Consider the following 26038-nt stretch of genomic DNA (forward strand, 5'->3'; position numbering starts at 1 on the left):
GGAGAGGGTTAGGGTAGTTTATCCTAACCCTTTTTCAAACATAAAAGCAGGATGATATTCATAATGGATATATATCTGTTTTTACGCAAAACGGCTGCTGCCGCCTTTTTTCGGGCCGGCGTCAGCCGTTTATGCGTGTATCATGAGGATTTTGCATAAATGGCCTTGAATGGCGGAGCAACCGCTTATTGGCGTTCTGCGCTTCATTGATTTATGCAAAATCCTGATCATAATAAAAAGAAAACACGAAAGAAAGGATACATGAATAATGAGCGGCAAATGGTTTACAGTTGGCAAAATCGTTAATACACATGGTCTGCGCGGCGAGTTGAAGGTGCTGTCCCAGACCGATTTTGGAGATCTGCGTTTTGCAGTAGGCAATAAGCTCGTTATGATTCATGAGGAGCATGGCACGAAGCTGGAAGTAGAGATTGCGGGCTCCCGTGAGCATAAGGGCAATTATATTATTAAGCTTAAGGGATATAATGATATTAATGAAGTGGAGAAGTACAAGGGCTGGCTGCTGAAGGTAGCAGAGGAGCAGCTTGGAAAGCTGGATGAAGGGGAATATTATTTCCATGAAATTATCGGCTGTCGCGTCGTAACAGACGAGGGCGAGGAGCTGGGCACCATTTCTGAAATTTTGCGGCCAGGCGCTAATGATGTGTGGGTCGTGGACCGCCCTAAAGGAAAAGGAAGCCAAGTGCTAATTCCCGTTATCGATGAAGTACTGCTGAACGTAGACATTGCGACGAAGACGGTAACCGTTCATCTGATGGAAGGGTTGATTTAGCGTGAGAGTAGATGTGCTTACGCTCTTCCCTGAAATGTTCGATGGCGTGTTTGGGGCCAGTATTCTTGGCAAGGCACAGGAAAAAGGCATCGTAGCACTGAATGCCATTAATTTTCGCGCTTACTCCGGCAATAAGCATAATACGGTAGACGACTATCCGTATGGCGGAGGAGGAGGCATGGTGCTTAAAGCAGAGCCTGTATTTTCGGCTGTTGAGCACTTAATGGAGCAGGTCGGAACAGGATCCCGTCCGCGTGTTATTTTAATGTGTCCACAAGGGGAAACCTTCACCCAGCAGAAGGCAGAGGAGCTGGCGAAGGAAGAGCATCTGATTATGATTTGCGGCCATTACGAGGGTTATGACGAGCGTATACGCGAGCATTTAGTAACGGATGAGCTTTCGATTGGCGACTATGTGCTGACTGGCGGGGAGCTTCCGGCGATGGTTGTTATCGACAGCGTAGCACGCCTGCTTCCTGGCGTCCTTGGCAATGAATCTTCGGCAGTAACAGATTCATACAGCACAGGCCTGCTGGAGCATCCGCATTATACAAGGCCCGCTGTATTTCGTGATATGGAGGTGCCGGAGGTGCTTATTTCCGGCCACCATAGCCGCATCGAGACATGGCGCCGCGAGCAATCGCTGCTTCGCACACGGAGCAGGCGTCCTGACCTGCTGGAGAAGGCTGAATTGACCGCCAAGGAGCGTAAATGGCTTGCTTCTTTGGACAAACAGCAGTCTTAAGCGATAATGTTGGCAAGCCCGGAAAAAGATGTTGAAATTTGGGTTTGAATATGGTATGATTTCAAATGTTGTTCGTATTAATCGGACGGTCCGCTAATGGTAATGACCCAATTTCAAATGGGAAGTTGGAGAGCTATTAAGAACGTCTATGGTGGAAGGAGTGAATCCAAGATGAATCTCGTACAAGCGATTACGCAAGAGCAGCTTCGCAAAGACCTTCCTAACTTTCGTCCCGGTGACACGTTGAAAGTATACGTTAAAGTTATCGAGGGATCCCGCGAGCGGATCCAGCTTTTTGAAGGCGTTGTAATCAAACGTCGTGGCGGCGGTATTAGCGAAACTTTTACAGTACGTAAAATTTCCTACGGTGTTGGCGTCGAAAGAACTTACCCGTTGAACTCGCCTAAAATCGATCGTATCGATGTGGCACGTCGTGGTAAAGTACGTCGCGCTAAACTGTACTACCTACGTAACCTTCGTGGTAAAGCAGCTAGAATTAAAGAAATTCGTTAAGTCGAATAGACAAGAGGGGGCTTGGTTAAACAAGCTCCCTTTCGTTATTCTTACAGCTTGTCAGAAAGTATGAATTCGAGGATGGAAAGAAGGCGTTTTTATGGACCAGCAATCACGTAATGATGAAAATGTAACTGAAATCACATCAGATAGCGCCGAAACGGCTACTCCATCTGCTGAGTCTGACAAGGCAGCGCCTAGCCAAAAAGCAAAAGCGATGAAAGAAACGGTAGAGTGGATCAAAGCGCTTGCTATAGCAGTCGTGCTGGTCGTCATTATCCGCAGTTTTCTGTTTGCGCCGTTTATGGTTGAAGGTGAATCCATGCATCCAAACTTTGAAACAGGCGAGCGTCTCATTGTGAATAAAATTTTGTACAAATTCCGTGAGCCTGACAGAGGCGAGGTTGTCGTATTCCATGTCCCGGAACAAGGCAGAGATTTTATTAAACGCGTCATTGGACTGCCAGGAGATACGATCAAGGTTCAAGGCGATGACGTCTTCATTAATGATGTGAAATTGGAAGAGCCATACATTGCGGATGCCATTAAACAGGCTCAGGCAAATGGTCAGCTTTATAATACAGAATCAGATTTTCCTAATGAGCGAATAACGGAAGCGACTGTGCCGGAGGATACGATTTTCGCAATGGGCGACAATCGCAGCAACAGCCAGGACAGCCGTGCCCTTGGTTATATTTCGGATAAAGAGCTTGTAGGACGGGCGGAAGTTATTTTCTGGCCGCTGAACAAGCTGAGCTTTATTAAGCATTAAATGGCATTTGAATGAGGTGAGAAATTGACGATTCAATGGTTCCCCGGTCATATGACGCGGGCGAAACGACAAATACAGGACAAGCTCAAGCTGATTGATGTAACGATCGAGCTGCTTGATGCACGTATTCCAATGTCCAGCCGCAACCCGATTGTCGATGAAATTTTGGGCGGCAAGCCGCGGCTGATCGTGCTCAACAAGTCTGACCTAGCAGATGCTAAGGTGACAGAGCAATGGATTACGTATTTTAAGGGAGAAGGCCATGAATGTATTGCGGTCGATTCTTCAACAGGAACGCGGGTAAACGAGGTTCCGGTTAAAGCAAAAGAACTGCTGCAGGAAAAAATTGACCGTCAAATCGCTAAGGGCATTAATCCAAGAGCGGTGCGCGGTCTCATCGTCGGCATTCCGAATGTAGGGAAATCGACGCTGATCAATCGTCTGGCAGGTCGCAATATTGCGCTTACTGGCGATCGTCCAGGCGTAACAAAAGGCCAGCAGTGGATAAAAGCTGGCAAGGATATGGAGCTGCTTGACACGCCGGGCATTTTGTGGCCGAAGTTCGAGGATGAGCTTGTCGGCTATCGCCTTGCGATGACAGGTGCGATTCGCGAGCAGGTTTTGAATATTGAGGATATTGCGTTTTTTGCTTTGAAGGAATTGGTTGACCGTTACTGGAATAGTGTGAAAGAGCGCTTCGAGTTGACGATGGAACAGCCGGATACGAATGAGTCTGATGAAATCGTCAAGGTGATGGAGGAAATCGGACGCAAGCGTGGTTGTTTGCAGAGCGGAGCGCGAGTTGACCTGGAGAAGGTTTCGGGCATTATTTTGCGGGAGCTGCGTGCGGGCAAGTTCGGCCATATTTCGCTTGAAGCACCGTGGAAGCAAAATAGCTAGATTTTTGATGCAATGAGTGTCCTTGTAGTCCTGAGGATTTGAAGCGGGGGATAGGCGGATATGCTGGAGTATGAACGTAAGCTGTGGAGTGAAGGCTGCCAGGCCATTGCTGGTGTGGATGAGGTTGGCCGGGGCTGCCTGTTCGGCGATGTCGTCGCTGCTGCTGTCATTTTGCCGCCTGATCTGGTCATTGAAGGGGTAAATGATTCCAAGAAGCTCTCGGAGAAAAAGCGGGATCAGCTTTATGATATCATTATCGAAAAGTGTATCGCGTGGTCGGTTACCCGTGTAGACGCTGCTGAAATTGACCGCATTAATATTAAGCAGGCTGCTAGGCTTGCAATGAAGCTTTCAATCGAATCATTGGCGATAGAGCCTGATTATTTGCTCATTGATGCAGAGAAAGTGGATGTGCCAAAGCCGCAGCTTGCGATCATCAAAGGGGATGCCAACAGCCAGACGATTGCTGCTGCATCGATTTTGGCCAAAGTAACGCGCGATCGTTTATGTGCGGATGAATGGGAGCAGCTGTACCCAGAATATGGAATAGCTGTACATAAGGGCTACCCGACGAAGCTGCATCGCGAGCGGCTGCTAGAGTATGGGGCGAGCCCGCTGCATCGCAAAACCTTTCTTGGGAAAATATTTGCGGAGCAGCAGCAATTATTTTAAACGAGCGGCGGATATTTGGATAATGGCATTGGGCGGTTTGGCTATCGCTAGATTTGCTTAAATAAAGAAAGACGGCGCGCTGTTGGTGCAGCGCATGCGCCGTCTTTTTTTTGTATAATGGGGGTTAAATAGGGGTTGATTGAGCAAGCGGCGAAAAAGCTGATTCATCATACGAAGGCGACTAGCCGATAAAGGTAATAAAGCATGTTTTGATAGCGAAGCAGAATGAAGCCTGACGGGCGTAAGCTGAATTTCATCGTAAAACGGGAGCGATGGCAATGAATATTGGACAAATGATGAGAAGCATGCTGGGCGAAGCGTCGGGAACGGATATACGTTCAGCTGAGCTGAAGCCGGGACAGACGGTACGCGCCCTGGTGCTGCAGGTATCGGACAACAATGAGGCCATTGTGCAAATCAACGGCGTGCAGGTAAGGGCGACGCTTGAGGTGCCGTTGGCCGCAGGCCAAGCAGCGATGCTTCAGGTTGGGGCGCAGGCGGAAGGCGGCCTTATTATGCTGAAGCAAATAGACGCTTCGCTCGCCGAGCTGCCGGAACAGTCAATTAAGGATCTGCTTAAGCAGTTCGCTTTGCCCGACCAGAAATGGGCGGCGCAAATCATAAAGAACTTAAATCAAGAAGGCATCCCGCTGAACAAGGATGCCGCGCAGGTGTTTCAGCAAGCGGCGGCAGCTATGCCGTCTGGTGCGGATACAGAGCAATGGATGCAGGCGGCAGCCTCGGCATTCAAGCGCGGTTTGCCTGTGACGGCAGCAACGATTAGTGCGCTGCAGCAGGTGATGTTTGGTCCAGCGGCGCATGAGCTGCTGGACCAGCTGAGCCAGCTGGCGACGACTGCGGCTGCAGCCGGCGGCAAGGAAGCCGCCAGCGGGCAGGCGCAGGCGGGCGGGAAGGAGGCCCAGCTTGCGCAGCAGTTGGGCAAGCTGCAAGCGCTGCTCGGCGAAGGCGCAGAGCTGCTGCGGGGGCTTGGCGGCGGCGAGAAGCCGGAAGCCGCCGCTGGCGAAGCCGGGCGCGCGAATGCGCTGCAGCCGCGCGGAGCAGAAGCGGGAGCCGCCGCGGCGAGAGCGGCGGAGACGGCAAGCAGTGGACAGCCCGCGAAGGCGAGCGGGGCTGAAGCGGCTGTGGCAGCAAGCAAAGGCGATGCTGCTGCGGGAACGGGGGCCGCCGCTGCGGCAGCAGGAGCGGCTGGCAAAGCGGAAGCCAGTCCGGCCAACTGGCTCGGCCAGATGATGAAGTGGCTCGGTGTCGATCACGAGCAGCAGCTCGGAAAGCAACTGCTTGGCATTCAGATACAGCCAGCGGCAGGCTCGACGGAGCCTGCCGCTGCAGAAGCAGAGCAGGGTGTCGCCAATCAGTCCCGTAACGGCGCAGAACAGGCGCTGCGCGGTGAAAACGCGTCTGGGCGCAATGCAAGCTCCGGACAGCTGCAAGAGCGTTCTGGAGCAGCTGAGCGGCCTCTAGCAGCTGCCCAAGCACACCAGCAGGCAGCAGCGGCAAGCGACAAGCTGCCTGAAGGCAGTAAACTTGGCGCTGACTTGCTGAAAGCCGATTCTGGGGCGAATACGCTGCAAGGGTACAAAGGGGAGCCATTGCCTGCTCTTGCTCAAGATAATAAGCAGAATGTGCAGGAATCGCTGAAAAGCGTACTTCTCGCGCTTTCAACCTCCGATGACGCGCCCGCCGCACTTAAAGAGGCGGCGCATCAGCTAGTGCAGCATATTACAGGCCAGCAGCTGCTAATGTCTCCTGAGCGCAATGGCGCCCTTTTCAGCCATCTCACCGTTTTCGTTCCTTTTAAGGGAGATGACGGCAATCAGACGGCATCGGTCCATATTCAAACGCGGCGAGGCCGAAAGGGCGAGCTGGATGCGGATAATTGCCGGCTGCTATTTGATTTATCGATGAAAACGCTAGGAGATACGGTAGTAGACGTCCATGTCGTGGACAAAATTGTAAGCTTGACACTGTGGAATAATCATCCGGCAATGGATGGTCTTGCGAAATCTTCCCGAGCGGAAGTTGCAGACAGCTTGAATCAGGCGGGCTACCAGCTGCTGTCGCTGCGAACCTCTCCGATTGCAGAAAATGAGGAGCACGCTGCTGATGGAGCTGCAGAAGGACATATTACTGCCCCAAGGACGTTTCTTTCCGGCCGTTATAAAGGGGTGGACCTGAAGGTATGAGCGCAGAAGAAAACAAGAACAACAAACCTGAACCGATACGGCGGGCAGTTGCGCTCAAATACGAGCCGGGCGTCGGAACAGCGCCTGTCGTCGTTGCGAAAGGCAAAGGCTATTTAGCAGAGCAGCTAATAGAAAAGGCGAAGGAAAACGGCATTCCGATGCAGGAGGATGCTTCGCTTGTAGAAGTGCTGTCCAAGCTTGATATCGATCAGACGATTCCACCTGAGCTTTATACGCTGGTAGCGGAAATACTCAGCTTTGTTTATCGCTCGGATCGTAAGGCGAGGGATTTGAATGACTAATAGAAAGCCAGACCAGCCTGAACTGACAAGCAGCAAGCGGGCGGACAAGCGCAAATGGACCGGAAAGCTTGGGGAAGCTGCTGCAGAAGCCTACTTGCTGGAAGCCGGCTATACGATTGAGGAGCGCAACTGGCGCTGCCGATCGGGCGAGCTGGATCTCATTGTGTGCGGGGAAGACAAGCTGGTATTTGTCGAGGTGCGCACACGCCGGTCAGGCGGGCGTTTCGGCACAGCCGCGGAGTCGGTTGACTGGCGCAAGCAAAAACAAGTGGCGGAAACAGCGCAAGTTTACTTGAAGCTGACTCGGCAGCTGGAACGGAGCATACGCTTTGATGTCGTTGCTATTACGCTGGAGCACGATGATGCAATAAGTGAGCTGAAGCATATAATAGCGGCATTTTAGCGGTGCATGGTTGAATTGCGAACATTTAAAGCGTGTGAGTCCCAGATATTGGAATATGAAAGCCGTCCTGCTAAAAATGAAAGGAGCATCACTGCGCAATAGGCGGTGATGCTCCTTTTGTTGTTTGATGGATTACTTGTTTAAAATTACTTGTTTAAATCGGCTCTGCTCTTATATGCCTAACCCTATTTTGAACAGCTTATAAGTGTAGCTTTCGATATTGGATAGCTTCTGCTACATGCTCGGCCTCGATATAGTGGCTGCCTTCAACATCAGCTACCGTTCGCGAAAGGCGCATAATGCGGTCATGGGCACGCATGCTGATAGGGAGCGTTTGGAGCGCTTGCCCAAGCAGCTCCGCAGCATCCTGGCGAATCAGCATCACCCGGTGCAGGGATGAGCCAGATAAGCTTGCATCGCCCTCGATTTTCAGCTTTGCAAAACGTGCTTTCTGCCGTTTCCGAGCTGCTTCGACAAGGCGGCGCATCGCTTCAGAGGACAGATTGTTGCGGCTAATATCCGTTATTGAGCTGCCGAGGTCAATGGGCTGCGGAACCTCAAGCTGGATGTCGATCCGATCGAGAAGCGGACCGGACAGCTTGGATTTATACCGGGTAATGATGGCATCCGTGCAGGTACAGCGTTTATCTAATGTCTCATGCCCTGAAAATCCGCAAGGACAAGGATTAAATGACATAGCTAAAATAAAGCGGGCGGGGAAATGAAAGACGGCGCTAGTGCGCGCAATCGTCACAATTCCATCTTCCAATGGCTGCCTCAGTACCTCAAGTGTTTGCCGCGAAAACTCAGGCAGTTCGTCTAAATACAGCACGCCATGGTGGGCGAGTGTCACTTCGCCAGGTTTTGGCACAGATCCGCCACCTACGAGTCCGCCTGCAGAAATCGTATGATGCGGGGCGCGGAAAGGGGCAGCAGCAATCAGTCCTTGATTGTCAGTAGACAGCTTTCCGGCAGCGCTGTATATTTTGGTCACTTCAATCGCTTCCTGCTCGGTCAAAGGCGGGAGAATGGTTGGCAGCCTGCGAATCATCATCGTTTTTCCTGTGCCCGGCGGGCCTGAAAACAGCACATTATGCCGACCTGCCGCAGCAATAACGAGCGCACGCTTGGCCAGCTGCTGACCGATAACATCGCTGTAGTCGCCGCAGTGAGGCGCAAGCTTAGGTTTATTTTCAGCCAACATCCCAGAATAGCTCTTGTCGCCATTTTGTTGGGACGGAGGATAGCGAATCGCCTCCAACCCCTCGCTATCCTGTGGACGCAAATCCATTAAATGCTTGATAGCAAAAAGCTCCATACCGGCTATCCAGGCAGCCTCCGGAGCATTGGCGAGCGGCAGCAGCACGCGGCGGATGCCTGATTTTTTGGCCTGTTCGATCATCGCAAGCACGCCGGTTACCGGCCTAATAGATCCGTTAAGTGAAAGCTCGCCCAGCATCATCGTGTTATGAAAGAGTGCCGCATTTAATTGTCCGCTAGCCGCCAAAATGCCAGCAGCTATGGCAAGGTCAAACGCCGTGCCTTCCTTGCGCAAATCGGCAGGGGCAAGGTTGACGGTAATACGCTCCATCGGGAAGGTGAAGCCGCTATTTTTAATAGCAGCCCGTACTCGCTCGACGGATTCCCGTACAGCGGGGTCTGGCAGCCCGACCACCGCAATTTGCGGCAGGCCGCTTGCAATATCGACCTCCACTGCAATTTCTTTGCCTTCGACGCCATAAACGGTCGCGCTCTGCATTAAGCTGAACATAACAAAAAGCACCTCCAATTAGTGGGATGAAGGTGCTTCCTTACGTCCTGTATATCGCGGTTATGAATTTAAGTGAAATGCCATAATGGATTGCTCTTATGGAGTAGCAAACGAATGTTTGGTACAAACTAATCATAATGGGCGCTGTCCATTTTTGTCAAATATTGAACGAAAGGGTGGTGGATGCGAGTAAAAGGCAGTAAATTAGCGGATTGTGGCGTTTAATCTCAAATTGAGATTGAATCCATATCAAAAAAGCCGAAGTCTTCTTGCACGAATATAAGGTAACACCAGAGGAAAGATGCTATGATAATAGATGTTTGTGTACATACGACTGATTTCGGTCTATGAAATGGAGGATTTCAACAATGAATATCCATGAGTATCAAGGCAAAGCGTTATTGAAACAGTATGGTGTAGTTGTGCCTGAGGGCAAAGTTGCGTTCACCGTTGATGAAGCGGTTGCAGCAGCAGAAGAGCTTGGTACGAAAGTTGTTGTTGTAAAAGCACAAATCCATGCGGGCGGCCGTGGTAAAGCTGGCGGTGTTAAAGTCGCAAAAAGCTTGGATGAAGTTCGCGCATATGCAGGAGAAATCCTTGGAAAAGTGCTCGTTACGCATCAAACTGGCCCAGAAGGTAAAGAAGTTAAGCGCCTTCTTATTGAGCAGGGCTGTGACATCAAGAAAGAATATTATATCGGTGCTGTTCTTGACCGTGGCACAGGCCGCGTCGTCATTATGGCTTCAGAGGAAGGCGGCACGGAAATTGAAGAAGTTGCCGAGCATTCCCCTGAGAAAATTTTTAAGGAAATCGTTGATCCAGCTGTGGGACTGCAAGTGTTCCAAGCGCGTAAGCTCGCTTATGCAATCAACATTCCAACTGCACTCGTTAACAAAGCTGTTAAATTCATGATTTCGTTGTACAACGCTTTCGTTGAGAAAGATTGTTCTATTGCCGAGATCAATCCACTTGTCGTAACTGGCGATGGTGAAGTGATGGCATTGGATGCGAAGCTGAATTTTGACTCCAATGCACTATACCGTCATAAGGATATTGTCGCATTGCGCGATCTGGAAGAGGAAGATGCGAAAGAAATCGAAGCTTCCAAATACGATCTCAGCTACATTGCCCTTGATGGCAACATTGGCTGCATGGTTAATGGCGCAGGCCTTGCTATGGCGACAATGGACATTATCAAATATTATGGCGGCGACCCTGCGAACTTCCTGGACGTAGGCGGCGGTGCAACGAAAGAGAAAGTAACAGAAGCGTTCAAAATCATTTTGTCCGATGAAAATGTTAAAGGGATTTTCGTTAATATTTTTGGCGGCATTATGCGTTGTGACGTTATTGCGGATGGCGTTATTGCGGCCGCGAAGGAAATTGGCCTCGATCGTCCGCTTGTCGTAAGACTGGAAGGCACAAACGTTGAATTGGGTAAAAAAATGCTGAACGAGTCGGGACTGAACATCGTAGCAGCGGACTCTATGTCAGACGGCGCACAAAAAATTGTCGCTCTCGTGAAATAAATACGCGTATGAATTCATGGACGGGGATGTGAGATTCGATGAGCATTTTGGTAAACAAAGATACAAAAGTGATTACGCAAGGGATTACGGGCGCAACTGGCTTGTTTCACGCGAAAGGCGCACTCGATTACGGTACGCAAATGGTAGGCGGAGTAACGCCGGGTAAAGGCGGAACTAACGTCGATATCACTCTTGAAAACGGTTCAACGGTATCGCTTCCAGTGTTTAACACTGTTGAGCAGGCGGTAAAAGCGACTGGCGCTACAGCTTCGGTTATTTATGTGCCGCCAGCATTTGCAGCTGATTCTATTCTAGAAGCCGTTGACGCTGGACTTGAACTTGTTATCTGTATTACGGAAGGCATTCCGGTACTAGACATGGTCAAAGTTAAGCGTTATATGGAAGGCAGCAAATCGATTTTGATCGGACCTAACTGTCCAGGTGTTATTACACCAGACGAATGTAAAATCGGCATTATGCCAGGCTACATTCACACGAAAGGCCATGTAGGCGTTGTTTCCCGCTCGGGAACATTGACTTACGAGGCGGTTCACCAGCTGACGACTCGCGGCATTGGACAATCCTCTGCAGTCGGTATTGGCGGCGACCCAGTGAAAGGCTCCGAGTTTATCGACATTTTGAGCCGTTTCAATGATGACCCTGATACTTACGCGGTTATTATGATCGGTGAAATTGGCGGTACAGCAGAAGAAGAAGCGGCAGAATGGGTTAAAGCCAATATGAAAAAGCCGGTTGTAGGCTTTATCGGCGGCGCAACAGCGCCTCCAGGCAAACGTATGGGCCATGCTGGCGCGATCATTTCCGGAGGCAAAGGAACAGCTGCTGAAAAAATCGCTACGCTTGAAGCATGCGGAATTAAAGTAGCGCCTACTCCATCGGATATGGGCTCCACGCTCGTATCGGTGCTTGAAGAGCAAGGCCTGTTGGAAAAATGCACAACTGTTGCAAAATAATAAAGCTTTGAAAAAGGTAAGCAACCTTTCGATTCCCGTTAGCGGGAGCTGAAAGGTTGCTTTTTTTTATGAAGATGAGAGGGCGACTTGCATTCTTCAGCCATGTAACGCACAATAGGAAAGAATGTAAGGGCGTGCCTCATTATAATGGAGGCCGAACGATATGGAACGTGATCATGATGAATGCAGGCAAATCGTAATGATGCTTAGCGAAGTGCCAGGCATTGGCTGGCGCACGATTCAGAAGGCAGTAGCGAGCGGCGCGTGGCGAGAGGGCAGCGGTCAGGATGAAGCAGCCTATGTTAAGGCCGGTTTTAGCACCCAGCAGGCACGGTCGGCTGTTAAGCGAATAGGGCAAGGACTCGTTGCTTCAGGCTCTTCCTATGAAAAGGCCGTTCAGCTTGGAGCTAGTGTCATTACACCGTTTGATGAAGCCTATCCAAACTATTTGCTGCAAATTCCGCAGCCGCCATGGGTGTTGTATGCGATTGGCCGTCTGGAGCTGTTGAAGCGCCCAATCATAGCAATCGTCGGAACGCGCAATCCTACCGCATATGGCCGTCATACTGCTTCTATGCTCTCTGAGCAGCTTTCGGCAGGCGGGATGACTATTGCGAGCGGTTTAGCCCGTGGAATCGATAGCAAGGCGCATGAGGCCGCTCTGCGAGGAGTTGGTAGCACGATAGCCGTGCTTGCATGCGCCGTAGATTGTTGTTATCCTTCAGAGAATAGAACTTTGTATCGCCATATAGCGGAAGAGGGGCTATTGCTCTCGGAAACGCCAATCGGTACGCCGCTGCATCCCGGCATGTTTCCGCTGCGCAACCGAATTATTGCAGGGCTTTCCCTTGGCACACTCGTCATAGAGGGGGCAATTGGCAGCGGTTCTTTGATTACAGCAGCGCAAGCGCTGGATATGAACCGTGATTTATTCGCTGTGCCGGGTCCGATTTCTTCTCCTAAAAGTGAAGGGCCTAATTCGCTTATACGCCAAGGAGCAAAGCTGGTTAGCGCGGCCGAGCATATTTTTGAAGAATACACATGGCTTGGCGATGAATGGCTGAAACAGTCGAATTCTTCTGCCTTTTCACAGCGCCAATCGGACAAGGAATTGTCCGCTGATGAACGAAAAATTATCGCACTGCTGCGAGAGCGTCCATTATCCATCAATGAATTACACCAGCTGATTGCCGTTCCTTTTGGACATTTAAGCGCTCTTCTGATAAATTTATGTATAAAACGTAGGATCGAGCAGCAGTCTGGATCGCTATATATAGCATTGTAGTAAGCAGTAGAGAGGGGGGCGCCTAACGTGGCAGACTCATTAGTTATCGTCGAATCACCAGCCAAAGCGAAAACAATAGGGAAGTATTTAGGCAGCAAATATATTGTTAAGGCTTCCATGGGCCATATTCGCGATTTGCCGAAAAGTCAGATTGGCGTCGAAGTTGAAAATGATTTCAATCCAAAATATATTACGATTCGCGGCAAAGGCAGCGTACTGAAAGAACTCAAAAGCGCCAGCAAAAAAGTGAAGCATGTTTATCTGGCGGCTGACCCGGATCGCGAAGGGGAAGCTATTGCCTGGCATTTGGCACATTATTTGGAGCTGGATGCCTCGGATACATGCCGCGTTGTATTTAATGAAATAACAAAGCAAGCGGTTAAGGATGCTTTTAAGACGCCGCGCAAAATCAATATGGATTTGGTTAATGCGCAGCAGGCCAGACGTATTCTGGACCGGCTTGTCGGCTACAAAATTAGTCCGCTCTTGTGGAAAAAGGTCAAGAAGGGCCTTTCTGCTGGCCGCGTTCAATCGGTATGCGTCAAGCTGATTATTGACCGCGAAAATGAGATCGATGAATTTGTGCCGGAAGAATATTGGTCGATTACTGCAAAGGTATCGCAAAACGGCGTTCCATTTGAGGCCAAATACCATTCCATTGGCGGCGAGAAGCGCGAGCTCGGCAACGAGCAGGAAATGCAAGCCGTGCTGGATGCGATGGAAAGCGGCTCTGATTTTAAAGTGGCGGAAGTGAAGGAGAAGGAGCGTTTGCGCAATCCTGCACCTCCATTCATTACGAGCTCCCTGCAGCAGGAAGCCGCCCGTAAGCTTGGTTTCAGGGCGTCTAAGACGATGTCCGTTGCCCAGCAGCTTTATGAAGGTGTAGAGCTAGGCAAGGAAGGCACGGTCGGTCTAATTACATATATGAGAACGGACTCCACTCGTATATCCCCGATTGCGCAGGAAGAAGCAAAGGAATACATTACGGAACGCTATGGCGCTCCTTATATGCCAGAGCAGCTTCGCATTTATGCGAAAAAGAACAGCAATGCCCAAGATGCGCATGAGGCGATCAGGCCAACAGCTATTATGCGTGATCCGGATACGATGAAGCCGTTCCTCAGCCGCGATCAATTCCGGTTGTACAAACTGGTATGGGAACGTTTCGTATCCAGCCAAATGTCTTCAGCCGTTCTCGATACGATGACCGTCGATATGATATCTGGCGATGTCAAGTTCCGTGCGAATGGATCCAAGGTCAAGTTTGCCGGATTTATGAAAGTATATGTGGAAGGCAATGATGATGGGGCAGAAGAGGAGCATAAATTCCTACCGCCAATTGAAGTAGGGGATATGATTCCTGCGGAAGCCATTGAGCCTAAACAGCATTTCACACAGCCGCCGCCGCGTTTTACGGAGGCCAGACTCGTGAAAACGCTTGAGGAGCTCGGCATAGGACGGCCAAGTACGTATGCGCCTACGCTGGAAACGATTCAGAAGCGCGGATACGTAGCGATAGAAGAGAAGAAATTTATGCCGACTGAGCTTGGCGACCTTGTTATCCAGCTAATGGAAGAGTTTTTTCCGGAAATTCTGAATGCTGAATTTACAGCCAACATGGAAGGGGATCTCGACCATGTGGAGGAAGGCTCGCAGGACTGGGTCAAAGTACTTGCGACCTTCTACGACTCGTTCGAGAAGCGTCTGGAAGTAGCGGAAGAGGAAATGAAGGAAATCGAAATTCAAGATGAGGTTTCCGATGAAATTTGCGAAAAATGCGGCCGTCATTTGGTTTATAAAATGGGGCGCTTCGGCAAATTCCTCGCTTGCTCCGGCTTTCCGGATTGCCGCAATACGAAGCCGATCGTTAAGGATATCGGCGTGCCTTGTCCGAAATGTGAGGAAGGCAAAATTATTGAACGGAGAAGTAAAAAAGGCCGGATTTTCTACGGCTGTGATACGTATCCAGCTTGCGATTATGTTTCATGGGATAAGCCTTCAGGCAAGCCATGTCCGAAATGCGAAAGCATGCTCGTAGAAAAACGCAATCGCAGCGGAGCAAAGCTGCAATGTCCTACATGTGATTATTCCGAAGAGCTGCAGGATGAAGAACAAGAAGAAGCATAAAGCGGCATCTACGATGCTGTGCACAGCTCCACATGTGAGTGGACCCGGTCCTCCCTGAATAGGGAGGACAGCTGTGTTTTATCCGTTCTGTTGGTTTACCCCGCAATTCCAGCAAAAAAATGATATTTATTTGCGCGAAGCGCGTATTATGATTTGGAGGTAAGTTCATTGTCATCATCATCCTATCCAAAAGTAACCGTTATCGGAGCTGGCCTGGCCGGCAGCGAAGCTGCTTGGCAAATCGCATCCCAAGGCGTTCCGGTCGTACTCTATGAAATGCGTCCTGAGACGAAAACGCCAGCCCATCATACGAACCAGTTTGCTGAGCTGGTATGCAGCAACAGCTTGCGTGCCAATGGACTCGCAAATGCCGTAGGCGTGTTGAAAGAGGAAATGCGCCAGCTGGATTCGCTCATTCTTGGCTGCGCTGATCGTCATGCGGTTCCAGCAGGCGGAGCGCTTGCTGTTGACCGGGATGGATTTTCCGGCGAAGTAACGCGCCTTCTGCATGAGCATCCGCTCGTTGAAGTGCGCAATGAGGAAGTCACGGAAATTCCAACGGACGGAATCGTCATTATTGCGACAGGCCCGCTCACAGCTCCAGCCTTGTCCGCGCAAGTACGCGAGCTGCTGGGCGAGGAATATTTCTATTTCTATGATGCTGCTGCACCGATTGTGGAGAAGGATTCTATCGATATGAGCAAAGTTTATCTCGCTTCCCGCTATGATAAAGGCGAAGCCGCTTATTTGAACTGCCCAATGACGGAAGAGGAGTTCGAAATTTTCCATGATGCGCTTGTTAATGCCGAGAAAGCGGAAATAAAAGATTTTGAAAAGGAAGTTTATTTTGAAGGCTGCATGCCAATTGAAGTTATTGCGAGCCGCGGCAAGCAAACGGTGCTGTTTGGGCCGATGAAGCCAGTTGGACTGGTGAACCCGCATACGGGCAAGCTACCTCATGCCGTTATTCAATTGCGTCAGGACAATGCTGCTGGTACACTGTATAACCTGGTTGGGTTTCAAACGCATTTGAAATGGGGCGAGCAGAAGCGGGTGTTCTCACTTATTCCAGGACTTGAAAATGCCGAGTTCGTTCGTTTTGGTGTCATGCACCGCAATACGTTCATCAATTCGCCACGTTTGCTGGAGCCAACCTATCAGCTTAAAAATCGTCCTACATTATTTTTTGCTGGTCAGATGACAGGTGTTGAAGGTTATGTGGAATCAGCAGCTTCCGGATTAATCGCCGGATTCAACGCGGCTCGTCTCGCACGCGATCTCGAGCCGCTCGTGCTTCCTGGAGACACAACGCTTGGCAGTATGGCGCAGTATATTACGACGGCGGATTTCAAACATTTTCAGCCCATGAATGCGAATTTCGGGCTATTCCCGCCGCTTGAGAAACGATTGAAGAGCAAGAAGGAAAAGAATGAAGCGATCGCAAACCGTGCGCTTGCTGGCATTGAGCAATTTAAGCAAGAGCATTTCACGCATTTGGTAAACAACTAATCGTAGCGATACGGCCATTTTTGAAAGCTTGGATGAGAACAGGCACATTTGCCTAGAGGAGGCGAAGAGATGGAAATGGAATTTCATGCAACGACGATTTGCGCTGTCCGTCACGAGGGAAAAGGCGCGATTGCAGGGGATGGTCAAGTTACGTTCGGCAACAGCATGGTGATGAAAAATAAAGCGAAAAAGGTACGCCGTTTGTATCGCGGGCAAGTCGTCGCAGGTTTTGCTGGCTCGGTTGCTGATGCAATTACGCTTTTCGAGAAATTCGAGGCGAAGCTTGAGGAGCATCATGGCAATTTGCAGCGCTCGGCTGTAGAGCTGGCAAAAGAATGGCGCTCGGATCGTGTGCTGCGTAAATTGGAAGCGATGATGCTGGTCATGGATCAGACGGGACTTTTACTGATTTCAGGAAACGGCGAAATTATAGAGCCGGATGATGGCATTTTGGCCATTGGCTCGGGCGGCAGCTTTGCCTTGTCGGCAGCTAGAGCACTCAAGCGCCATGCCACTCATCTGGATGCGAAGGAAATGGCGCGTTCGGCGCTAGAAATTGCAGCAGATATTTGCGTCTACACGAATCACAATATTATTGTCGAAGAAATCGGCTCTTAAACGGAGGAGATTAATATGGCAAATGCAGCGTTAACACCAAGAGAGATCGTAGCGGAGCTGGATAAGTATATTGTCGGTCAAAAGCCTGCGAAACGTTCGGTCGCAATCGCCTTGCGCAATCGTTATCGCAGAAGTCAGCTTGATGAATCGTTGCGTGATGAGGTCGTGCCGAAAAATATTTTAATGATCGGTCCTACAGGCGTTGGTAAAACAGAAATTGCCCGCAGATTGGCGAAGCTTGTAAAAGCGCCTTTCGTAAAGCTTGAGGCAACTAAATTCACCGAGGTAGGTTACGTAGGCCGCGACGTTGAATCCATGGTTCGCGATTTGGTTGAAACAGCGATCCGCATGGTGAAAACGGAAAAAACCGAGCAGGTTAAAGATAAAGCGGAGAAGCTGGCAAACGAATTGCTGGTGACGCTGCTTGTCCCTTCGAAAATAAAGGAAAAGACGCAAAAAAATCCGTTCGAGATGCTTTTTGGCAACCAGCAAAATGACAATCTGCAAGCAGAAGAACCGGAGCAGGATCAGACGATTGTGCAAAAACGGGCTCAGGTGCAGGCAGATCTTGCTGCTGGCAAGCTGGAAAATGAAATGGTTGAGGTAGAAGTTGAAGATGCTGCTCCGAATATGCTGGACATGCTCGCAGGCGGCCAAGGTCCCGAAGGCATGGGCATGAATATGCAGGAGCTGTTCGGACAGCTGATGCCGAAAAAAACGAAGCGCCGCAAGCTGCCGGTTAAGGAAGCGCGTAAAGTGCTTATTCAGGAAGAAGCAAACAAGCTGATCAATATGGATGATGTCATTTCGGAATCGGTTACACGTGCGGAACAGTCAGGCATTATTTTTATCGATGAAATTGACAAAATTGCGAGCTCCTCGCGTGGAAATGGCCCAGATGTTTCGCGTGAAGGCGTGCAGCGTGATATTTTGCCAATCGTTGAAGGCTCGACGGTTATGACCAAATATGGTCCGGTAAAAACGGATTATGTGCTCTTTATTGCCGCAGGTGCATTCCATATCGCGAAGCCATCCGATTTGATTCCCGAGCTGCAAGGCCGTTTTCCGATTCGGGTGGAGCTTACTTCGCTTACGCTTGATGATTTTGTGAGCATTTTGAAGGAACCGAAAAACGCGCTGACTAAGCAATACACAGCACTGCTGCAAACCGAAGGCATTGAAATCGAATTTTCAGATGAGGCCATTCATGAGCTGGCATCCATTGCCGCAGAAGTGAATCGGAATACTGAAAATATCGGAGCGAGAAGGCTGCATACGATTTTGGAAAAGCTGCTTGAGGATCTTTCCTTTGAAGCGCCTGATATTACATTGGACCATATGCTGATCACGCCGGAATATGTTCGTGAAAAGCTGGGAAGCATTGCGCAAAATAAAGATTTGAGTCAATATATATTGTAGTTGGTATGAGTTTTAGGAGGCAATGGCATGACGTTATTAACAAAAACAAGGACGCTAAACCGTCTGCTGCAGCGGGCGGCTGGCAAACCGCTTATTTTCAGAGAAATGGCGGAGGTGCTGACCAGCACCATTCAAACGAGTGTATTTGTCGTAAGCCGCAGGGGAAAGGTGCTCGGTTGTGCAGCTGTGAATCCGCATGATCATGACTCGCTGCGTTCCATGTCGGCAGAAGAGCTGCGTTTCCCGCAGGAAAGCAACGAGCAATTTCTTGAAATGACGGAATCGGTCACGAATGTGCCGCCGTATGCTGGTGTTTATGAGACTTTCCCGTCGCTAGGGCAGCAGGAAATTATGACGGTTGTCCCGATAACAGGTGGCGGAGATCGCTTAGGCACGCTAATTTTGACACGGCACCAAGGCGCTTTTGACGACGATGATTTAGTGCTTGCAGAATATGGGTCTACGATTGTCGGCATGGAAATTTTACGCGAGCGTTCGGTAGAAATTGAGCATGAGGCACGCAGTCGCGCTGTCGTGTCGGTTGCTATTGGTTCGTTATCGTTCAGCGAGCTTGAGGCAGTCGAGCATATTTTTGAGCAATTGGAAGGAAAAGAGGGGCTGCTTGTAGCCTCAAAAATTGCTGACAGGGTCGGTATTACTAGGTCTGTAATCGTAAATGCCCTAAGAAAATTAGAAAGTGCGGGGGTCATTGAGACTAGATCACTCGGAATGAAGGGAACTTACATTAAGATATTAAATCACCAGCTACTTCAAGAGCTGGAAAAAATTAAATCATAAAATATGAGTCTAAACGACTAAAAAAGCCCTATCTTATTTTAAAGATAGGGCTTTTTTCTTATTGTAATAATTTGGAGAATTGTTGAATATAAACATGTCGGCAAATATCGACAGCATGATCTCATTTTTTTAATAATTTAATGTCGAACAAAGCAGGAATGCTACGAAGTGTGTTGAATACCTTATATTAGGATCTTTTAATTATCGAAAGTGGTGATAATAAAGTGAACTTATTAAGCGGATCTTCATTCCAAAGGCTAGAGGGGGCAGTTCATGCAGCAGAAATGCGGCAAAATGTCATTTCGAATAATATAGCCAATGTGGATACCCCGCATTTTAAACGGTCAGAGGTTGAATTTGAACAGCTTTTGGAACAACAAATGGGTAATAGCTCACCTAAGCTGAAAGGAAAGCTTACGAATGCAAGGCATATTCCTATAGGTGGGCCGGTCAATCCTACGCCTCAAGTCATAAGCGATAAAGAAACCGCCATGAACAATAATGAGAATAATGTGGATATTGATCGGGAAATGTCGCTGCTTGCGAAAAATCAGCTGAGCTATAACGCTTATTTGCAGCAAGTCAATCATGAAATCAAAATGATGCGAACAGCAATAGAAGGGAGAGGTTAAAGAGTGAAAATTTCCAGCGGATTTGATGCGAGCGCCTCTGCTCTAACCGCACAGCGCCTGCGAATGGATGTTATTTCTTCAAATATTGCGAATGCGGAAACGACGCGTGCCGGTTATGAGAATGGACAATTCGTGCCTTATAAACGGAAAATGGTCGTTTTGGAGCCGTTGAAATCAAGCTTTTCCAATGCGCTGAATGCCAAAATGGGAAAAAGTACAACAACTGGTGGGGTAAAGGTTGCCAAAATCATTGATGACACAGCCCCAACGAAGCTTGTATATAATCCTACCCATCCTGATGCCGATTCAAACGGCTATGTAAATATGCCGAATGTAGATGTCGCGAAAGAGATGGTTGATATGATTTCAGCTTCGCGTTCTTATGAAGCGAATGTCACAGCCATTAATTCTTCTAAAGCGATGTTTGTAAAAGCATTGGAAATTGGGAAGTAGCAACAACCATTAAACAATAGCCGAGGAGGAATATAGTGATTCAAGCCATTTCGATGAACCAGTTGCAGCCTTTAAAGACGATGACAGCTGCGCCTGTAGAGCAAGCTACTCCGGCAGAACTTACAAAAACATTTAGCCAGTTTTTAAATAACGCAATTGAGGGTGTTAGCGCCCAGGAACAAAATGTACATAAGCTTAACGATAAGTTTTTAATTGGTGAAGTTGATGTTTCTCAGGTCATGATTGCTGGCGAAAGAGCGCAGCTTAGTCTTCAACTAACCTCACAAATCCGCAACAAGGTTGTAGAGGCATATCAAGAAATAATGCGGATGCAGGTATAATGAACGATAAAAAAACCTGGCAAAGAATTTGGGTGAGGTGACAAGGTGAACGAGAAAATCGCCCAATTTAGACTGAGAATTTCGCAATTCTGGAGTCAAATGGGAAAAAAACAGAAAATAGGCTTGGGGGCTTCTGTAGGCGTACTGTTGTTATCTATAATTCTTCTTACTGTAATCTTTACAAGAACGGATTATGAATTGGCTTTTCAAAATTTGGATACAACAGACTCAGCAGCCATTATGAACTACCTGGATAGCAATGGTATCCCTTATGAACTAGGGAGTGGCGGAACTAGTATTTCTGTACCAAGCGCTGTAGCCGAACGTACTAAGGTAACGATCGGCTCACTTGGTCTTGTGCAGAACGGATCAATTGGCTTTGAAGCTTTTACACAAAGCTCTTCGACCTTCGGCACAACAGAAAATGAATTTAATGTCAAATATTTAAGCGCCTTGAACGGCGAGATCCAACAATTGCTGAATCGCATGCAAGGCGTGAAAAGTTCTAAAGTGCTTGTGAACTTGCCAGAAGAAAGCGTGTTTCTAACTCCTGAAGAGAAAGACAAAGCAACGGCTGCCATCTCCTTGGAATTTATGGCTGGCTATCGTCCAACTCAAAAGGAAATTGACGGTTATTACAATCTGGTAAAATCGGCAGTTCCAGGTACGACAATAGACAACATTACCATCTCTGGTCCGCAGGGCGAGCTGATGTCCTCCGAAGCAGGGGGCACGATTGCAGGCACAGCGGAAGCGGTTGACAGCCAATTCCAAATTCAACGCAAATATGAAGCGGAATTGAAAAAGAATATTCAACAGTTTCTGGGACCGATTGTCGGTTCCGAAAATCTAGTCATCAGCATCGGAAGCAGCTTGAACTTCGATAATAAGAAGACAGAGGAACAGCAGGTTGTGCCGCTGCCTGACAATAATAATAACGGAATTATTGTTAGCCAGTCCGATCAGACCAGTTCTTCTACAGGTGGCAGCTCCAGTGCAGGCGGTGTAGCAGGAACGGGAGAAACGGATGTTCCGGGCTATACTGCAACGGATGCCGCTGGAAACTCTACCTCGGAAGAAAGCTCTTCTACTGTTAATTACGATTTTGGAAGAATTAATCGTACCACGATTTCAGGGCCTTTCGTAATTAAAGATCTATCCATTAGCATCGGTGTTGAAGCAAGTCGACTCACTCCAGAATCTCGTACAGAGATTACGACCTTCTTGACAGGTTTGGTACGTGCACAGCTTGCTGATTCAGGTCAAGATGTTAATAATGACGATTTAATCAACAAAAAGGTTTCACTTATTGGGCAAACATTTGCTGAAAGCACCGCTACAAACACGATTGGCGGCTTATCAATGGGATGGGCAATCGGAATTGGAGCAGCAGCACTTGCGATTATTGCCGGTTTGATTATTTTGCTCGTTCGCAGACGCAGACAGCAAGCGGCAGAAGCAGCAGCAGCTGAAGCACAGGAAGCGGTTGTAGCATCAACGGCTGTAGAATATCCTACCCTTGATTTTGATAGCTTAAGCAATGACAGCCAAGCACGTAAAAATCTTGAGACACTCGCCAAACGCAAGCCGGATGAATTTGTTAATTTACTTCGGACTTGGCTTGTCGATGAATAGAGGTCGTTTGCATGAGTAAATCGATGAATGGGCTAACCGGAAGGCAGAAAGCGGCAATACTGCTAATTACACTAGGTCCCGAAGTGTCAGCTCAAATTTTTAAACATTTAAGAGAAGATGAAATTGAACAGTTAACTCTTGAAATAGCCAATGTGCGTAAAGTGGACAGCTCAGAGCGTGAAACGATTTTAGGAGAGTTCAATCAAATCTGTGTAGCTCAGGAATATATTTCGCAAGGCGGTATTACTTATGCCAGAGATATTTTGGAGAAGGCGCTAGGTGAGAGCAAAGCGGCGGAAGTGATAAATCGATTGACTGCTACTTTGCAAGTACGGCCATTCGACTTTGCCCGCAAAGCAGAACCGATGCAAATACTCAACTTTATTCAAAACGAGAACTCTCAGACGATTGCACTCGTGTTGTCCTATCTCCAATCGGAGCAATCTTCGCACATTTTGTCCTCTCTTCCACAAGAAAAGCAGGCGGAAGTTGCAAGAAGGATTGCGCTCATGGACAGCACTTCACCGGAAGTTATATCGCAGGTGGAGCGTGTGCTGGAGCAGAAGCTTTCAGCTACCGTCACTCAAGATTACACAAATGCTGGCGGTATCGACTCTATCGTTCAAATTTTGAACGGTGTTGACCGCGGTACGGAACGCACCATTCTTGATTCTCTGGAAATTCAAGATCCTGAACTTGCAGAAGAAATCAAGAAGCGGATGTTCGTCTTCGAAGATATCGTCAACATCGACAATCGTTCGATTCAGCGGATTATCCGCGATATCGAAAATGCCGATTTGCAGCTTGCGCTTAAAGTCGCTAGCGAAGAAGTGCGGGATGCCATTTTCCAAAACATGTCGAAGCGCATGGCGGAAACATTCAAGGAAGAAATGGAGTTTATGGGTCCAGTCCGATTGCGTGATGTAGAGGAGGCGCAGACCCGTATTGTCGCAACGATTCGCAGATTAGAGGAATCAGGTGAAATCATTATCGCCCGTGGCGGAGGAGATGATATCATTGTCTAATTTGATTAAATCCACAAGCGTTGTTTCTATCGATCAACTAAGAGAGCTTTACTGGAAGAACAAGCATGCAGCACTCGCAGCAGATGCGAATGGTGAAGCTGAAGCTCCAGAGGAAGAACAGCCTGATGAAGAAACGATTACGCTGCGGGATCAAATTATTGCTGATGCCAGGCAGTTTGCAGAAGAACGATTGCGGGAAACGGGAGCTCAATGCGAGCAAATGCTGACCGAGGCTGAAGCGAATGTGGAAGCCTGGTGGTTGGAAAAAAGACTCGAGGATGAAGCGACGACAGAAGCTGCCCGCAGCGAAGGCTATGAACGTGGTTTTGCGGAAGGCATCGAGCAAGCGAATATGCTAGCCAAGCAGGAATGGGAGCAAAAGCTGTTCGAAGCGAATGCGATTTTATCTTCCGCTTATTCAATGCGTGAGCAGATCATTCAGGAAGCGGAACCGTTTTTGGTGGAACTAAGCTGCGCGGTAGCGGAAAAGGTAATCGGCCAACAGCTGGAGCAAGCTCCAGAAATGGTCATTGAATTAATTAAAAAATCGCTTGCAAGAAGACGCGAGCAAGGTGTTATTACGCTGTGCGTCGCACCTGGTCAGTTGGCTTTCGTCCAAGCTGCGCAAGAAGAGCTGAATTTGGCAGTCGACTCGCAAGCCGAGCTGCAAATTTTGCCGGATGCGACGGTTAAAGATTTTGGCTGCGTTATTCGTTCCGCATACGGAAGCATTGATGCCCGTATCGATACACAGCTGTCAGAATTAAAACGCGAGCTGGTCCAGTTCGCTCATCAATCAAGGGACGAGCGAGGACAGGCTGATGAGCAATAGTTCATTGCAGGCGGGCAAATATGTCGAGCATTTGCAGGCAATTGATCCCATACGTGTGAATGGAAAGGTCACCCAGGTCATCGGGCTTACCGTTGAATCGGAAGGGCCAGATGCAAGTATCGGTGATGTGTGCTATATCTATCCGAATAAAGCGGCAAAGCCGATTAAGGCTGAGGTTGTAGGCTTTCGGAACAATAAAGTTATTCTAATGCCGCTGGGCGATTTGCACTCCATCAGCTCAGGCTGTGATGTTGTAGGAACAGGCAAGCCGCTTAGTGTGCAGGTAGGCTCCGAGCTGCTTGGAAAAGTGCTGGATGGCCTCGGCCAGCCGCTTGATGGGTCTTTTTTACCAAGCCGAATGCAGCATTATTCTACTCATAATGAACCAAGCAATCCGCTTATGCGTCCTCGTGTTCTGGAGCCGCTGGGCATTGGCGTTAGAGCTATCGACGGTTTGCTGACGGTTGGCAGAGGCCAGCGTGTAGGTATATTTGCCGGATCTGGGGTAGGGAAAAGTACCCTGCTCGGCATGATTGCCCGAAACACCTCGGCCGACGTCAACGTCATTGCATTAATCGGCGAGCGTGGTCGTGAAGTACTAGAGTTTATTGAGAAGGACTTGGGACCTGAAGGCTTAGCCCGTTCGGTCGTCATTGTCGCTACCTCGGACCAGCCAGCACTCATTCGGATGAAGGGGGCACTAATCGCCACCTCCATTGCTGAATATTTTCGCGATCGTGGTCTGAACGTCATGCTTATGATGGACTCCGTTACACGTTACGCTATGGCACTTCGTGAAGTAGGTCTGGCGATCGGCGAGCCACCTGCAACGAGAGGATATACGCCTTCCGTATTTGCGAATTTGCCTAAATTGCTAGAACGAGCAGGAACTGGTCCAAAAGGCTCAATCACCGCGTTCTACACCGTTCTAGTAGATGGGGATGATATGAATGAACCTATTGCGGATGCAGTCCGGGGGATTTTGGATGGCCATATCGTTCTGAGCCGGCATCTTGCGCATAAAGGACATTTTCCAGCCATTGATGTCTTGCAATCCGTGAGCCGGGTTATGAAAGAAATTATTACGGAGGAGCAGCAGGATGCGGCTAATCAGTTGAAGCGCCTATTATCTATTTATAAAGATTCGGAAGACCTTATAAATATTGGGGCGTACCAACGCGGTTCTAATGAAGAAATTGATTTGGCGATGCAATTCATTGATTCGATTCATCAGTTCACGAGACAAAAAACAAATGAAAAAGTCACCTTGGAAGAAGCTCAGGAGCGGCTAATAATTGATTTTTACAGGAGATGAAGCGTTGAATGGGAGCATTTCGTTATTCCTACCAAAAAATCGTTGATCTGAAGACAAGTGAAAAAACGCAGGCAGAATGGATACTGTCCTCTTCCATTGGAGAGCTGCAGGCTGCCGAGTTGACCGTCGAGCAATTGCGTGAAAGCCGTGCAGAATGGGAGCAGAAGCAGCATCAGTCTTCGCAATCCGGCGTTTCTTTGGCTGAGCTTCAGACCATTCAACAATATGTGGATTATTTGGACTCCTGTATTGAAGCAAAACGGCTTGAAGTGAAGCGGGCGCAAAAGGTCGTCGAGCAAAATCGGATCAAGCTTTCGGATAAAATGCAGGACGAGAAAGTATGGTTGAAGGCAAAGGATAACGAGAAGGAACGTTTCCGGTATGCGATGCAGCTTAAGGAGCAAAACGAGTTGGATGAAATGGCAACTGTCCGTTTCATGGTAAGCGTGCCGTAAATATCCGGCTGCAGCG

Annotated in this window: 26 protein-coding genes; 25 read left to right on the plus strand and 1 reads right to left on the minus strand. The window is 48.7% G+C overall.

All coding sequences use genetic code 11. From position 1 onward, the window contains the following. Nucleotides 1–268 precede the first annotated feature (268 nt). The 9 genes from rimM (at nt 269) to AC50X8_RS20620 (ending at nt 7304) form a co-directional block, all read left to right on the plus strand. Nucleotides 269–793 carry a ribosome maturation factor RimM gene (gene rimM, locus AC50X8_RS20580; RefSeq protein WP_494881231.1) on the plus strand — a complete coding sequence of 175 codons (525 nt, stop codon included), beginning with the start codon at nt 269–271 and terminating at the stop codon, nt 791–793. 1 nt (nt 794) lies between these two features. Beyond that, nucleotides 795–1538, plus strand: a complete 744-nt coding sequence (gene trmD, locus AC50X8_RS20585) for a tRNA (guanosine(37)-N1)-methyltransferase TrmD (protein WP_494881233.1) — start codon at nt 795–797, stop codon at nt 1536–1538. Between the two features lie 171 nt (nt 1539–1709). Further along, on the plus strand, nt 1710–2051 hold the full coding sequence (gene rplS, locus AC50X8_RS20590; protein WP_056039073.1) for a 50S ribosomal protein L19: 342 nt from the start codon (nt 1710–1712) through the stop codon (nt 2049–2051). 100 nt (nt 2052–2151) lie between these two features. Further along, nucleotides 2152–2823 (plus strand): signal peptidase I, encoded by a 672-nt coding sequence (gene lepB / locus AC50X8_RS20595; RefSeq protein WP_081418927.1) that lies wholly within the window; start codon nt 2152–2154, stop codon nt 2821–2823. A gap of 24 nt (nt 2824–2847) precedes the next feature. Beyond that, nucleotides 2848–3723 carry a ribosome biogenesis GTPase YlqF gene (gene ylqF / locus AC50X8_RS20600; protein ID WP_056038305.1) on the plus strand — a complete coding sequence of 292 codons (876 nt, stop codon included), beginning with the start codon at nt 2848–2850 and terminating at the stop codon, nt 3721–3723. A gap of 60 nt (nt 3724–3783) precedes the next feature. Next, the gene (rnhB, locus tag AC50X8_RS20605; RefSeq protein ID WP_099520690.1) at nt 3784–4395 is read left to right on the plus strand and encodes a ribonuclease HII; all 612 of its coding nucleotides are present in this window, start codon (nt 3784–3786) and stop codon (nt 4393–4395) included. 278 nt (nt 4396–4673) lie between these two features. Continuing rightward, on the plus strand, nt 4674–6599 hold the full coding sequence (locus tag AC50X8_RS20610) for a TP0910 N-terminal domain-containing protein (RefSeq protein WP_494863963.1): 1926 nt from the start codon (nt 4674–4676) through the stop codon (nt 6597–6599). Beyond that, nucleotides 6596–6901 (plus strand): EscU/YscU/HrcU family type III secretion system export apparatus switch protein, encoded by a 306-nt coding sequence (locus AC50X8_RS20615; protein ID WP_056038296.1) that lies wholly within the window; start codon nt 6596–6598, stop codon nt 6899–6901. The genes AC50X8_RS20610 and AC50X8_RS20615 overlap by 4 nt, the downstream gene beginning before the upstream one ends. Then, nucleotides 6894–7304, plus strand: a complete 411-nt coding sequence (locus tag AC50X8_RS20620) for a YraN family protein (protein ID WP_494863962.1) — start codon at nt 6894–6896, stop codon at nt 7302–7304. Before AC50X8_RS20615 ends, AC50X8_RS20620 begins: the two co-directional genes overlap by 8 nt. Nucleotides 7305–7503: 199 nt before the next feature. Here AC50X8_RS20620 and AC50X8_RS20625 read toward each other — a convergent pair whose 3' ends face one another. Further along, the gene (locus AC50X8_RS20625; RefSeq protein WP_494881235.1) at nt 7504–9075 is read right to left on the minus strand and encodes a YifB family Mg chelatase-like AAA ATPase; all 1572 of its coding nucleotides are present in this window, start codon (nt 9073–9075) and stop codon (nt 7504–7506) included. Nucleotides 9076–9443: 368 nt separating this feature from the next. On the opposite strand from AC50X8_RS20625, the gene sucC reads away from it, so the two are divergent. The 16 genes from sucC (at nt 9444) to fliJ (ending at nt 26022) form a co-directional block, all read left to right on the plus strand. Continuing rightward, a complete protein-coding gene (gene sucC, locus AC50X8_RS20630; protein ID WP_430162054.1) occupies nt 9444–10604 on the plus strand; it encodes an ADP-forming succinate--CoA ligase subunit beta in 1161 nt (386 codons plus the stop codon). Nucleotides 10605–10642: 38 nt separating this feature from the next. Beyond that, nucleotides 10643–11578, plus strand: a complete 936-nt coding sequence (sucD, locus tag AC50X8_RS20635; protein ID WP_056038283.1) for a succinate--CoA ligase subunit alpha — start codon at nt 10643–10645, stop codon at nt 11576–11578. A gap of 163 nt (nt 11579–11741) precedes the next feature. Next, nucleotides 11742–12863 carry a DNA-processing protein DprA gene (gene dprA, locus AC50X8_RS20640; RefSeq protein WP_494863960.1) on the plus strand — a complete coding sequence of 374 codons (1122 nt, stop codon included), beginning with the start codon at nt 11742–11744 and terminating at the stop codon, nt 12861–12863. A gap of 27 nt (nt 12864–12890) precedes the next feature. After that, entirely contained in the window at nt 12891–14990 is a 2100-nt protein-coding gene (gene topA / locus AC50X8_RS20645; RefSeq protein WP_056038277.1) for a type I DNA topoisomerase, read from the plus strand. Nucleotides 14991–15158: 168 nt separating this feature from the next. Beyond that, complete coding sequence (trmFO, locus tag AC50X8_RS20650; RefSeq protein WP_494881237.1) at nt 15159–16499, plus strand: FADH(2)-oxidizing methylenetetrahydrofolate--tRNA-(uracil(54)-C(5))-methyltransferase TrmFO; 1341 nt, start codon at nt 15159–15161, stop codon at nt 16497–16499. 69 nt (nt 16500–16568) lie between these two features. Then, complete coding sequence (hslV, locus tag AC50X8_RS20655) at nt 16569–17117, plus strand: ATP-dependent protease subunit HslV (RefSeq protein WP_046230705.1); 549 nt, start codon at nt 16569–16571, stop codon at nt 17115–17117. Between the two features lie 15 nt (nt 17118–17132). Then, complete coding sequence (gene hslU / locus AC50X8_RS20660) at nt 17133–18536, plus strand: ATP-dependent protease ATPase subunit HslU (RefSeq protein ID WP_494863959.1); 1404 nt, start codon at nt 17133–17135, stop codon at nt 18534–18536. Nucleotides 18537–18563: 27 nt separating this feature from the next. Next, nucleotides 18564–19334, plus strand: a complete 771-nt coding sequence (gene codY, locus AC50X8_RS20665) for a GTP-sensing pleiotropic transcriptional regulator CodY (protein ID WP_494881240.1) — start codon at nt 18564–18566, stop codon at nt 19332–19334. 224 nt (nt 19335–19558) lie between these two features. After that, nucleotides 19559–19966, plus strand: coding sequence for a flagellar basal body rod protein FlgB (gene flgB / locus AC50X8_RS20670; protein ID WP_056038261.1), 408 nt, complete (start codon nt 19559–19561; stop codon nt 19964–19966). 3 nt (nt 19967–19969) lie between these two features. Then, nucleotides 19970–20419: a flagellar basal body rod protein FlgC gene (flgC, locus tag AC50X8_RS20675; protein WP_056038258.1), complete on the plus strand. Its 450-nt coding sequence runs from the start codon at nt 19970–19972 to the stop codon at nt 20417–20419. A gap of 53 nt (nt 20420–20472) precedes the next feature. Continuing rightward, nucleotides 20473–20760, plus strand: a complete 288-nt coding sequence (gene fliE, locus AC50X8_RS20680) for a flagellar hook-basal body complex protein FliE (RefSeq protein WP_081418951.1) — start codon at nt 20473–20475, stop codon at nt 20758–20760. Nucleotides 20761–20805: 45 nt separating this feature from the next. Continuing rightward, complete coding sequence (fliF, locus tag AC50X8_RS20685) at nt 20806–22395, plus strand: flagellar basal-body MS-ring/collar protein FliF (RefSeq protein ID WP_056038252.1); 1590 nt, start codon at nt 20806–20808, stop codon at nt 22393–22395. An 11-nt stretch (nt 22396–22406) separates the two neighbouring features. Beyond that, nucleotides 22407–23420 (plus strand): flagellar motor switch protein FliG, encoded by a 1014-nt coding sequence (gene fliG / locus AC50X8_RS20690; protein WP_046230712.1) that lies wholly within the window; start codon nt 22407–22409, stop codon nt 23418–23420. Further along, a complete protein-coding gene (locus AC50X8_RS20695) occupies nt 23404–24252 on the plus strand; it encodes a FliH/SctL family protein (protein ID WP_327204929.1) in 849 nt (282 codons plus the stop codon). Before fliG ends, AC50X8_RS20695 begins: the two co-directional genes overlap by 17 nt. Continuing rightward, nucleotides 24242–25567, plus strand: coding sequence for a flagellar protein export ATPase FliI (fliI, locus tag AC50X8_RS20700; protein WP_056038246.1), 1326 nt, complete (start codon nt 24242–24244; stop codon nt 25565–25567). The genes AC50X8_RS20695 and fliI overlap by 11 nt, the downstream gene beginning before the upstream one ends. Nucleotides 25568–25575: 8 nt before the next feature. Next, on the plus strand, nt 25576–26022 hold the full coding sequence (gene fliJ, locus AC50X8_RS20705; protein ID WP_056038243.1) for a flagellar export protein FliJ: 447 nt from the start codon (nt 25576–25578) through the stop codon (nt 26020–26022). The last annotated feature ends 16 nt before the right edge of the window (nt 26023–26038 follow it).

The organism is Paenibacillus sp. JT22N15 (assembly GCF_059383755.1).

Coding starts and splice junctions, on each gene's coding strand:
- rimM (WP_494881231.1), top strand. CDS start 269: ATGAGCGGCAAATGGTTTACAGTTGGCAAAATCGTTAATACACATGGT.
- rplS (WP_056039073.1), top strand. CDS start 1,710: ATGAATCTCGTACAAGCGATTACGCAAGAGCAGCTTCGCAAAGACCTT.
- lepB (WP_081418927.1), top strand. CDS start 2,152: ATGGACCAGCAATCACGTAATGATGAAAATGTAACTGAAATCACATCA.
- rnhB (WP_099520690.1), top strand. CDS start 3,784: ATGCTGGAGTATGAACGTAAGCTGTGGAGTGAAGGCTGCCAGGCCATT.
- AC50X8_RS20610 (WP_494863963.1), top strand. CDS start 4,674: ATGAATATTGGACAAATGATGAGAAGCATGCTGGGCGAAGCGTCGGGA.
- AC50X8_RS20615 (WP_056038296.1), top strand. CDS start 6,596: ATGAGCGCAGAAGAAAACAAGAACAACAAACCTGAACCGATACGGCGG.
- AC50X8_RS20620 (WP_494863962.1), top strand. CDS start 6,894: ATGACTAATAGAAAGCCAGACCAGCCTGAACTGACAAGCAGCAAGCGG.
- AC50X8_RS20625 (WP_494881235.1), bottom strand. CDS start 9,075: ATGTTCAGCTTAATGCAGAGCGCGACCGTTTATGGCGTCGAAGGCAAA.
- sucC (WP_430162054.1), top strand. CDS start 9,444: ATGAATATCCATGAGTATCAAGGCAAAGCGTTATTGAAACAGTATGGT.
- sucD (WP_056038283.1), top strand. CDS start 10,643: ATGAGCATTTTGGTAAACAAAGATACAAAAGTGATTACGCAAGGGATT.
- dprA (WP_494863960.1), top strand. CDS start 11,742: ATGGAACGTGATCATGATGAATGCAGGCAAATCGTAATGATGCTTAGC.
- hslV (WP_046230705.1), top strand. CDS start 16,569: ATGGAAATGGAATTTCATGCAACGACGATTTGCGCTGTCCGTCACGAG.
- hslU (WP_494863959.1), top strand. CDS start 17,133: ATGGCAAATGCAGCGTTAACACCAAGAGAGATCGTAGCGGAGCTGGAT.
- codY (WP_494881240.1), top strand. CDS start 18,564: ATGACGTTATTAACAAAAACAAGGACGCTAAACCGTCTGCTGCAGCGG.
- fliE (WP_081418951.1), top strand. CDS start 20,473: ATGAACCAGTTGCAGCCTTTAAAGACGATGACAGCTGCGCCTGTAGAG.
- fliG (WP_046230712.1), top strand. CDS start 22,407: ATGAGTAAATCGATGAATGGGCTAACCGGAAGGCAGAAAGCGGCAATA.
- AC50X8_RS20695 (WP_327204929.1), top strand. CDS start 23,404: ATGATATCATTGTCTAATTTGATTAAATCCACAAGCGTTGTTTCTATC.
- fliI (WP_056038246.1), top strand. CDS start 24,242: ATGAGCAATAGTTCATTGCAGGCGGGCAAATATGTCGAGCATTTGCAG.
- fliJ (WP_056038243.1), top strand. CDS start 25,576: ATGGGAGCATTTCGTTATTCCTACCAAAAAATCGTTGATCTGAAGACA.